The sequence below is a fragment of the Actinomadura sp. NPDC048032 genome, from assembly GCF_040653175.1.
Classification (GTDB): Bacteria; Actinomycetota; Actinomycetes; order Streptosporangiales; family Streptosporangiaceae; genus Spirillospora; species Spirillospora verrucosospora.
Map to the genome: position 1 here is coordinate 1 of NZ_JBEZJP010000616.1, position 3,489 is coordinate 3,489.

4 protein-coding genes are annotated in these 3,489 nt (G+C 70.2%); all 4 read right to left on the minus strand.

Features of this window, described 5'->3' with window-relative positions:
• Positions 1-137: 137 nt before the first annotated feature.
• The 4 genes from ehuA to ehuB are packed head-to-tail and all read right to left on the minus strand — an operon-like array spanning position 138 to position 3,338.
• Entirely contained in the window at positions 138-1,085 is a 948-nt protein-coding gene (ehuA, locus tag AB0C69_RS40025; RefSeq protein WP_360361607.1) for an ectoine/hydroxyectoine ABC transporter ATP-binding protein EhuA, read from the minus strand.
• Positions 1,072-1,725, minus strand: coding sequence for an ectoine/hydroxyectoine ABC transporter permease subunit EhuD (ehuD, locus tag AB0C69_RS40030; RefSeq protein WP_345175310.1), 654 nt, complete (start codon positions 1,723-1,725; stop codon positions 1,072-1,074). Before ehuD ends, ehuA begins: the two co-directional genes overlap by 14 nt.
• Positions 1,725-2,441 (minus strand): ectoine/hydroxyectoine ABC transporter permease subunit EhuC, encoded by a 717-nt coding sequence (gene ehuC, locus AB0C69_RS40035; RefSeq protein WP_345175308.1) that lies wholly within the window; start codon positions 2,439-2,441, stop codon positions 1,725-1,727. The genes ehuD and ehuC overlap by 1 nt, the downstream gene beginning before the upstream one ends.
• Before the next feature lie 3 nt (positions 2,442-2,444).
• Positions 2,445-3,338, minus strand: coding sequence for an ectoine/hydroxyectoine ABC transporter substrate-binding protein EhuB (gene ehuB, locus AB0C69_RS40040; protein ID WP_345175306.1), 894 nt, complete (start codon positions 3,336-3,338; stop codon positions 2,445-2,447).
• Between the last annotated feature and the right edge of the window lie 151 nt (positions 3,339-3,489).

Genomic DNA, 3,489 nt, shown 5'->3' on the forward strand with positions numbered 1-3,489 from the left:
CACGTCGCTGCTCGTCCGGCTGGTCGACCCGGAGGACGGGTCGGTCCTGCTGGACGGCGTCGACCTGCGCGACGTGGAGCGCGGCGGGGACGCGGGCGACGCGGAGGACGCGGTCACGGCCGGCGGGCCCGGACCGGTCAGGAGGCGAGGACGGCCTGCAGGAAGTCGCGGGTGCGCTGCTCGGACGGCTCGCCGAAGATCTGGTCCGGGGGACCCTCCTCGACGATCTGGCCCTGGTCGAACATCAGCACCCGGTCGGAGATGTCCTTGGCGAAGGCCATCTCGTGGGTGACGCAGAGCAGGGTCAGGTCGCTCTGCCGCGCGATGTCGCGCAGCAGGTCCTGGACGCCGACCACGAGTTCGGGGTCGAGCGCCGAGGTGACCTCGTCCAGCAGCAGCACCCTCGGCTGCATGGCCAGCGCCCGCGCGATCGCCACCCGCTGCTGCTGGCCGCCCGACAGCTGGGTGGGGTGCGCGTTCTCCTTGTCCGCCAGGCCGACCATGTCCAGCAGGCCGCGGGCCCGCTCGACCGCCTCGTCCTTGGACACCCCGAGCACGCGCACCGGCCCCTCGGTGAGGTTGCGCAGCACGTTCATGTTCGGGAACAGGTTGAACTGCTGGAACACCATGCCGACCTGCTTGCGCATCTCGTGCAGGTGCTTCTGGTTCGCCGGGACGCGCTTGCCGCCGCGGTCCATGTGCCACAGCGTCTCGTCGCCGATCCAGATCAGCCCGTCGTCGAGCTTCTCCAGCGTCATCAGCAGCCGCAGGATCGTGGTCTTGCCCGACCCGCTCGGCCCGATGAGCGTCACCCGCTCCCCGGGCGCCACGGTGAAGTCGAGCTCGCGGAGCACCACGTTGGAGCCGAACCGCTTCACCACCTTCTCGAAGCGGATGCCCGGCGCCTCGCCGCGCGGCAGCTCCGCTGCCGGCTCGGCCTTCGTGGCGGCGCCCTTCTCCGTGGACACGCCCGCGTCGGCGGCCGCCTCGCCCGGGACGGGATCGTGCGCCGTTGCGGCGCCTTCCGGGGCCGCGCGGTCCGCCGCGCCCCCGGGGTCGACTGCGTCGGTGTCAATTGGTGGCATAACGCCTCTCCAAGCGGCGGACGAGTATCGAGGATATGACGCTGACCACGACGAACAACAGGCCGACCATGGTGATCGGCTCCAGGAACTGCAGGGTCTTGGACCCGACCTGGTACGCGGAGAACAGCAGCTCCGCGACGTTGATCGCCAGCAGCATCGGCGAATCCTTGAACATCGCGATCAGATAGTTGCCGAGCGTCGGGATCACCCGCCGGATCGCCTGCGGCAGGACGACGTCCAGCCACACCCGCGAACGCGGCAGGTTCAGCGCGGTGCACGCCTCCCACTGCCCCTTCGGGACGTCGGCGATGCCGGCCCGGTACACCTCGGCCGTGTAGGTCGAGTAGTGGATCCCGAGCGTGATGGTGCCCGCGGTGAGCGACCCGATGGTCACGCCCCAGGCGGGCAGCACGAAGAACACGAAGTACAGCTGCGGGATCAGCGGCGTGGACCTGATGAACTCGGTGACCCACCGGATCACCTGGTTGAAGATCCGGCTGGGGGAGCGGCGCAGCAGCGTCCACACCAGCCCGAGGACCAGGGCGATCACGTAGCCCAGCAGCGTCGCGGTGAGCGTGTAGCGCAGCCCGTCCAGCAGGTCGGGCAGGATCTCGCCGGAGTAGTGCCAGTCCCAGCTCATCAGCCGCTCACCCCCGCCCCGGGCGCGCCGGCCGCGATCGTCTTGAGGGACTGCTCAGGGGGCAGCCTGCGGCCCAGCATCCGGTCCACGCGCCGCTCGGCGTAGCGGACGAACAGCTGCAGGACCTGCGCGATCACGAAGTACAGGACGAGCACGACCGTGAAGGCCGCCACCGTCTGGCCGGTGCTGCCCTGGATGTTCTTGGAGACGCGGGTCAGGTCGACCAGACCCACCAGGGACACGATGGCGGTGCCCTTCATCAGCTCGATGATCAGGTTGCCGAACGGGGGCAGCATCAGCGCGAACGCCTGCGGCAGCAGCACGCGCCGCATGCGCTGGAACGGGGTGAAGTTCAGCGCGATCGTCGCCTCGTACTGCGCCTTCGGGACGGCGTTGATCGATCCGCGCACCACCTCGGCGCCGTAGGCGCCGACGTTCAGGCCGAGGGCCAGCACGGCCGCGAACATCGTGGAGAACCGGAGACCGATCAGGGGGAGGGCGTAGAAGAACCAGTACAGCAGCACCAGCGTGGCGTTGCCGCGGAAGAACTCCACGTACACGCGGTTCAGCCCGCGCACCCACGCGTGCCGCGACGTGCCCGCCATCCCGAAGACGAGCGCGAGCACGAGCGCCAGCGCGCCGCCGAGGAGGGTGAGCCGGATGGTGACCCACGCCCCGTCCAGCCACTGTGGATAGCTGTCGAGGACCTCGGACACGGGTCAGCCCTGGCAGAACTTGGCGGCGGTGTCCTCCGGCCGGGGCATCTCCGCCTGGGTGAAGCCGAACGGCTGCAGGACCGGCAGCAGCTTGCCGCCCTGCTGGAGCTTGGCGAGCTCGCCGTTCCAGGCGTTCAGCAGGTCAGAGTCGGCCTTGCGGAACGCGAACGCCCCGGCGCCGAGCTGCTCCTTGCCGTCGATGACGGGGGTGAACGCGTCGGTGACCTCGAAGCCCTCGCCCTTGTGCTTGGTCAGCAGGTCGGCGAGCGAGATGCGGGTCAGCCAGATGCAGTCGATGCGCCCGGCCTTCAGGCCCTCGTAGGCGCTCGCCTGGTCGGCGAACGTCTTGATGTCGCCCTTCTTGACGCCGGTCTTCTCGGCGTACCCGGCCTCGACCGCACCGGTGAGCACGCCGACCTTGGCGCCCTTCTTGCCCGGGTCCTCGGCGGCCTTGAGGCCCTTCGGGTTGCCCTGCGGCACCATGAAGGCGCTCTTGGCGACGTACTCGGGGTTGGCGAACGCCGCGGAGGCGCACCGCTCCGGCGTGATGAACATGCCGGCGGCGATCGCGTCGAAGCGCTTGGCGTTGAGCCCGCCGATGAGCCCCCCGAAGTCGACCTGGACGCCCTTGATCTCGTCGATGCCGAGGTTCTTGAAGATGGCGCGCGCGAGCTCGGGGGCCTCGCCGGTCAGCTTCCCGGACTTGTCGGTGAAGCCGTAGGGGGCCTCGTTGGCGAACCCGACCGTGATCGTCCCGGAGTCCTTGGCCTTCTGCAGCGTCCCGCCGCCGGCCTTCTCCTTCGCCGGATCCGTCGTGGAGCAGCCCGCCGCGGCCAGCGGCGCCGCGGCGGACAGCAGGACGGCGGTGCGGAGGAAGTCGCGTCTCGAGGAAGTCATCGTCGAACTCCTGGTGATGGGTGCGCTCCGCGCCCGCAGGGAGGCCCGACCGCCCCCCAGCGGGCCCGGGGCGGGGGGGATCGGGGTATCGAGTTGTGCGGCGCAGGCACCCGAGGGGGCCGCCCGCGCCAGAACGGACGAGCGGCCTGGA